At 55.9% G+C, this 6,098-nt stretch carries 7 protein-coding genes; 5 read left to right on the forward strand and 2 right to left on the reverse strand.

All coding sequences use genetic code 11. From position 1 onward, the window contains the following. Positions 1-375 precede the first annotated feature (375 nt). Complete coding sequence (gene nac / locus DOU50_RS01415) at positions 376-1,293, forward strand: nitrogen assimilation transcriptional regulator NAC (RefSeq protein ID WP_148768595.1); 918 nt, start codon at positions 376-378, stop codon at positions 1,291-1,293. A 96-nt stretch (positions 1,294-1,389) separates the two neighbouring features. Next, the gene (cbl, locus tag DOU50_RS01420; RefSeq protein ID WP_023336219.1) at positions 1,390-2,340 is read left to right on the forward strand and encodes an HTH-type transcriptional regulator Cbl; all 951 of its coding nucleotides are present in this window, start codon (positions 1,390-1,392) and stop codon (positions 2,338-2,340) included. A 43-nt stretch (positions 2,341-2,383) separates the two neighbouring features. On the opposite strand, the gene DOU50_RS01425 is transcribed toward cbl, so the two are convergent. Beyond that, on the reverse strand, positions 2,384-2,992 hold the full coding sequence (locus tag DOU50_RS01425; RefSeq protein ID WP_090419664.1) for a glutathione S-transferase family protein: 609 nt from the start codon (positions 2,990-2,992) through the stop codon (positions 2,384-2,386). A 170-nt stretch (positions 2,993-3,162) separates the two neighbouring features. Between DOU50_RS01425 and DOU50_RS01430 the strand changes: the two genes are divergently transcribed. Then, positions 3,163-4,074 (forward strand): LysR substrate-binding domain-containing protein, encoded by a 912-nt coding sequence (locus tag DOU50_RS01430; RefSeq protein WP_148768596.1) that lies wholly within the window; start codon positions 3,163-3,165, stop codon positions 4,072-4,074. A gap of 8 nt (positions 4,075-4,082) precedes the next feature. Here DOU50_RS01430 and DOU50_RS01435 read toward each other — a convergent pair whose 3' ends face one another. Next, positions 4,083-5,021: a LysR family transcriptional regulator gene (locus DOU50_RS01435; protein WP_148768597.1), complete on the reverse strand. Its 939-nt coding sequence runs from the start codon at positions 5,019-5,021 to the stop codon at positions 4,083-4,085. A 141-nt stretch (positions 5,022-5,162) separates the two neighbouring features. Between DOU50_RS01435 and DOU50_RS01440 the strand changes: the two genes are divergently transcribed. Together DOU50_RS01440 and DOU50_RS01445 are read left to right on the forward strand one after the other, a co-directional pair. After that, positions 5,163-5,579, forward strand: coding sequence for a RidA family protein (locus tag DOU50_RS01440; protein WP_148768598.1), 417 nt, complete (start codon positions 5,163-5,165; stop codon positions 5,577-5,579). Then, a partial coding sequence (locus DOU50_RS01445; RefSeq protein WP_148768599.1) for a quinone oxidoreductase family protein occupies positions 5,579-6,098 on the forward strand: 520 nt, incomplete at its 3' end. The genes DOU50_RS01440 and DOU50_RS01445, both read left to right, overlap by 1 nt.

Raw genomic sequence — 6,098 nt, forward strand, 5'->3', positions numbered from 1 at the left:
AACCAGTGACATACGGATTAACAGTCCGCCGTTCTACCGACTGAACTACAGAGGAATCGTGTGAACGGGGCGCATATTATCGACCTGCGTTCACCTTGTCAAAGGGTGGATCGCCGCCTTTCGATCGTTTGCTGACAAAATCGGCAAAGTGATGTTTTTGGCAGCGGAATGCACCGCTTTGGTGCGGGTATACCTCTAATGGGGCAGATCATAAACTGCTGTTTCGGTAATTAAATCCCCCTCTGTAATTAGGATTCCTTATTTTCAGACGCTTAGCGAACAATTCAGACCGCCTGGTAAAAGTGGCATTCATATTGCAAAACCTGTTCAACAACGACAGCCGGTTCCGGCACAGCATTTCGAACAGGGGGCAAAATGAACTTAAGACGACTGAAATACTTCGTAAAAATCGTCGATATCGGCAGCCTGACTCAAGCGGCAGAAGTGCTGCATATCGCGCAGCCTGCGCTGAGCCAGCAGGTGGCTACTCTGGAAGGCGAGATGGATCAGCAATTGTTGATCCGCACCAAACGCGGCGTCACGCCAACGGAAGCCGGTAAGATCCTGTATACCCATGCGCGCACCATTCTTCGCCAGTGTGAACAGGCGCAGCTGGCGGTGAATAACGTGGGCCAGACCCTGAGCGGGCACGTTTCTATCGGCCTGGCGCCGGGAACGGCCGCGTCCTCAATTACCATGCCGTTGCTGCAGGCCGTTCGCGCTGAGCTGCCTGAAGTGCTGGTATACCTGCATGAAAACAGCGGTTCCGTACTGAATGACAAACTGCTCAGCGGCCAGCTGGATATGGCGGTCCTTTACGATCGCTCCCCGGTCGCCGGCATCACCAGCCAGCCGCTGCTGAAAGAAGATCTCTACCTCGTGGGCACCCGCGACTGCCCGGGCCAGAGCGTCGACCTTGCCGCCGTGGCAGAGATGAACCTCTATCTGCCGCGCGACTACAGCGCCGTGCGCGTACGCGTGGATGAAGCGTTCTCCCTGCGCCGTCTGACGGCCAAAATCATCGGCGAAATCGACTCGATCTCCACGCTGACCGCAGCTATTGCCAGCGGCATGGGGGGGACCGTTCTGCCGGAATCCGCAGCACGCTCGCTGTGCAGTGCGGCAAACGGCTGGATGGCGCGGATCACCACGCCTTCCATGAGCCTGCCGCTGTCGCTGAACATGTCCGCACGCGGTTCGCTGTCGCCACAGGCGCAGGCGGTAAAAGAGATTTTGATGTCGCTGGTCAGCAAGCCATCGCTTGAGAACCGTGAACTCCAGCTCGTGAGCTGATATTCCATAAAAGCATAAGATGCTGGTTTTTATTATTTGTTCTGCAGCTCGGCTGACTCTAACAATAGAGCTATGTCAGATGCGCCGGAGTGAATCGTGAATTTCCAGCAACTTAAAATTATCCGTGAGGCGGCCAGGCGGGACTACAACCTGACCGAGGTCGCCAATATGCTTTATACCTCTCAGTCCGGCGTCAGCCGCCATATCCGCGAGCTGGAAGAGGAACTGGGTATAGAGATCTTTATCCGTCGCGGCAAGCGGCTGCTCGGCATGACGGAGCCGGGTAAGGCTTTGCTAACTATCGCTGAGCGGATCCTCAACGAGGCCAGCAACGTGCGTCGCCTGGCGGATCTCTTCACCAATGACGCCTCGGGCGTGCTCACCATCGCCACCACCCACACCCAGGCGCGCTACAGCCTGCCGCCGGTGATTAAAGCGTTCCGCGAACTTTTCCCTGACGTCCGTCTGGAGCTTATCCAGGGCACGCCGCAGGAAATTGAAGTGCTGCTGCAAAACGGTGGGGCGGATATTGGCATTGCCAGCGAACGCCTGAGCAACGACCCGCTGCTGGTGGCGTTCCCCTGGTTCCGCTGGTACCACAGCTTATTACTTCCGGTCGATCATCCGCTGAATCAGGTCTCTCCCCTGACGCTGGAAGACGTTGCCAAATGGCCGTTGATCACATACCGCCAGGGCATAACCGGACGTTCGCGCATAGACGAGGCCTTCAACCGCAAAGGGCTAACGCCGGACGTGGTGCTGAGCGCGCAGGATTCTGATGTGATTAAAACCTACGTCGAGCTGGGTCTGGGCATTGGCCTGGTGGCGGAACAGTCCAGCGGAGAACGCGAGGACGGGAACCTGGTGCGTCTTGATACGCGTCATTTGTTTGACGCCAATACCGTATGGCTTGGCCTGAAGCGCGGGCAGCTGCAGCGCAACTATGTGTGGCGTTTTATCGAGCTGTGCAATGCCGGGCTGTCGGTGGATGAGATTAAACGTCAGGTGATGGAGCCGGAAGAAGTGGCGATTGATTATCAGATTTAAGTGTTGGCTTGCCCGGTAGCGCTGCACTGACCGGGCTCGTCATTTAGTTGAACGGATATTTTTTAAAAACTACCTGTGATTCGAATGATTCGGTAAACGCCTGAATCTCTCTAAAATCCGCCGCGTTAACAACGTGCGGGATCATCGACTGAATAAATGTCCAGACAACCGTGCTCGTGACGGCAACCTGATCGAGAGTTGCGGTCGCCGGACGTGTCTCCAGTAAGGCATTCCATTCCCTGCAGGCCGCCAGCAGCTGAATTGTAATGCGCTCGACCCATATAGCGTGCTGCTTTTCCACCGGGCGCTGGTTGTGTTCATACACATTTTGCACCGCTTTTTCAGCGGCGGCGAGGATAAAGCCCAGCGCCTGAAGATCCTTTGCCAGCGCATCCGGCGCGACGGGCAGGAGTTTCCGCTCGGGGGCAGCCTGAGCCTCAAAATAGTTCAGTATCAGCGAGGAGTCCATCAGCCGTATTCCGTTATCCAGAACCAGCGTCGGGGCTTTTACCGCGGGGTTGATCCGGGAGAACGCGTCGAAGGTGCTAAAGACTGACAGCGGCTGGCTTTCAAACTCAACGCCATAAAGCTCAAGGGAGATCGCCACGCGCCGTACATAAGGTGAATCCATCATGCCAACAAGCTTAATCATCGTTCCCGTTTTCCTGTCTCTGTGAAATAACGCGTCATTGAAGAGGATGACCAGACATTACAATACAATTTGCATGGCGAATATCTTCAGTATCTTACCGTAAGGGTTAGTATTACTGACATATGGTCAGGTTGCCGCTGTATATTCAGCACAGATAAGGAAGTGCTTTCATGTCGGATTTTCCACCCATTGCCAGTTTGCGAAGCTTTGAAGCCGTCGCCCGTCTTGGCAGCGTGACGCTGGCGGCGAAAGAACTCCACGTTACCCATTCCGCTATCAGTCAGCAGATCAAAGTGCTGGAGGAGATGGTGGGCGTAAAGCTGTTTATCCGTCAGGGGCGAGGAGTGCAGATCAACGAAGAAGGGCGGCTCTATGCCTTACAGGTACGCGAGGCGTTGAACCATATTGCGGATGCCACCCGACTCGTACAGGTGAAGCCGAGAAAGCAGGAGCTGACGCTGGCGATGGTGCCGTCATTTGGATGCCACTGGTTATTACCGCGTCTGGCTCGTTTTCGGGCGAAATATCCGCTTATTACCCTGCGGATCAAGGCCAGCCTGACGGTCACCAGCCTGCAGCAGGAAGGGATAGACATCGCGATACGGATGGGGCAGGGGAACTGGGAAGGGAGTGAAAGCCATTACCTTTTTTCCGACGAACTCATTGTGATGGCCGCACCTGGCTATAACGACGGTGTGCTGCCCGCTACGCCGGCTGAGATTGCAAAGAGTCATATTATTTTCTCTATGGAGTCGTGGAAAACGTGGTGCATGAATGCGGGTCTTGAGAAAGAGATCGTGCCTGACGGTTTATGCATTAACGATTCCAATATCATTATCGAAGCCGTTCGGCTCGGGAAAGGTATCGCGCTGGAGCGCCGCTCTCTGGTTCAGGATGCCATCACCCGAGGTGAACTGGTCCAGCTAACCTCCATCACCGCACCTTATCCCTGGCCTTACTGGTTGGTAACGGCGCAGTCAACGGAGGCGAAGCCGGAGGTGACACTCTTTAAGGCATGGCTGGAGGAGGAAGTGGCGGCCTGGCGGCGAGCGGTGAGTGCTGTGGAAAGTAACCAACCCTAATGAGCGAATCAGGGGCTGGGAGGGAGTGACTTATTATTGGAATTAGGGACATGCTTCTGCATCAATTCAACGATCCAATCAATAAAAACGCGCAGTCTGGCGTTGACATGGCGGTTAGGCGGAAATGCCAGGTACAGGGGCATTGGCTTAATCCGCCATGGTTCAAATAGCGGAATCAAGGAGCCACAGGCCTGATGTGCTTCCGCCATATAGACGGGTAGCGCAATCACGCCTAACCCGGCTAATCCAGCTTCGAGGTAAGCATTGCCATCATCCACGGCAAGTACATAGCTGCCCTTGATTTCAATATGTTCATTCTCACCGTGCAGTACCAGAGGATCAATCTTACCGGTGCGTGAGGACAAGAATCCCACTATGTGATGGTCGGTGTTTTCCAGCTCACGCGGATGCGCAGGGGCGCCGAGGCGTTCCACATAACTCGGTGCGACGTAAACACCGATTTGCAAATCGCCGACATGGCGTGCGATCAGGGACTGGTCGTTGATTTCGCCACCGCGCAGGACGCAATCCACGTTGTCGCCGATCAGATCCACCACCCGGTCGCTCACGCCCATGTCGAACTGGATATCAGGGTAGCGTGCATGAAAAGCCGGTAGCGCGGGCACCAGAACAAAGCGGGCAAGAGGAGTGGGCACATCTATCCGCAGGCGTCCCCTGGGGGTCATCGTCGCACTGGAGAGGCTGTTTTCAGCATCCTCCATATCCGCCAGCAGACGGATTACGCGCTCGTAGTAGACCGCGCCATCAGGAGTCACACCGAGCCTGCGGGTGGTGCGATGGAGCAGCCTGACGCGCAGGCGCGCTTCCAGCTGCTGAATAAGCTGCGTCACCGTGGTTTTGCTCATATGAAGCGTCTGGGCAGCCTTTGTGAAACTGCCTGCCTCCACCACGCGAGCAAAGGCGCGCATCGCATCGAAACGATCCATCCCTTGTCCTCTCTTTTCGCCGATTGTTTGGATATTACAAACAATGATGGACAAAGTCGCTTGTTTATCCGTCCGATGTGGCGCCTGTAAAGTGTCTTTATATTCACCGGGCAGATTTCGCCCCATTGCAAAGGTACAGACATGACAACACGCGAAGCCGTTTTTCCCTTCGGACGCCAGGCGCTCTATGAGCGCAATCGGTATTCACCCGCCATCAAATCTAACGGCTTCCTGTTTGTTTCGGGGCAGGTGGGTAGCCGGGAGGATGGTTCGCCTGAAGAGGATCTCAACGCGCAGGTCCGGCTGGCATTCGATAACCTTGATGCTGTTCTGACGGCTGCGGGCTGCACGTTCAGTGACGTGGTTGACGTGACCCTCTTTGTCGTCGATCCCGAGTCAAACCTCGACGCTATCTGGAGTATCCTGCCAGAATATTGGGGGGAAGCGCCTTACCCTACGTTGACGGGGATCGGCGTGACGTGGCTGTACGGATTCCAGTTTGAGATTAAGGTGATTGCCCGGCTGCCCACGAGTCATGATAAGACAGAGGTAAATTGATGAAAGCAGCGGTTTATGACGTGGAAGGCGCTCCCGGCGTCCTGCGATATATCGATGTCCCGGATCCGGTCGCAGGGCCTGACGACGTCCTGATTTCTGTCGAGGCTATCTCGATTGAAGGGGGAGATTTGATCAACCGCCGCTCAACTCCGCCGCCTGGCCCTTCATGGGTCGTCGGCTACGCGGCCGCGGGCACAGTGGTTGCTGTCGGATCGAAAGTCCGTAGTCGTAAGGTTGGAGACAGAGTGGCTGCTTTTAGCATGCAGGGATCGCATGCGGAACGTTGGGCCGTGCTCGCGGAACGTACCTGGCTTATACCGGACGGGGTGGATGCAGCAGACGCGGCGGTGGTACCGATCTCTTTTGGTACCGCGCATCATTGCCTTTTCACACGAGGGATGCTCCGGCATGGAGAAACCGTCCTGATTCAGGCAGCGGCGGGGGGCGTGGGGCTCGCGGCCGTTCAGCTTGCCTCACAAGCAGGCGCGACGGTCATCGCCGTGGCAAGCGGAACGCAGC

Origin of the sequence: Enterobacter sp. C6 (assembly GCF_008122455.1) — a bacterium.
Classification (GTDB): Bacteria; Pseudomonadota; Gammaproteobacteria; order Enterobacterales; family Enterobacteriaceae; genus Enterobacter; species Enterobacter pseudoroggenkampii.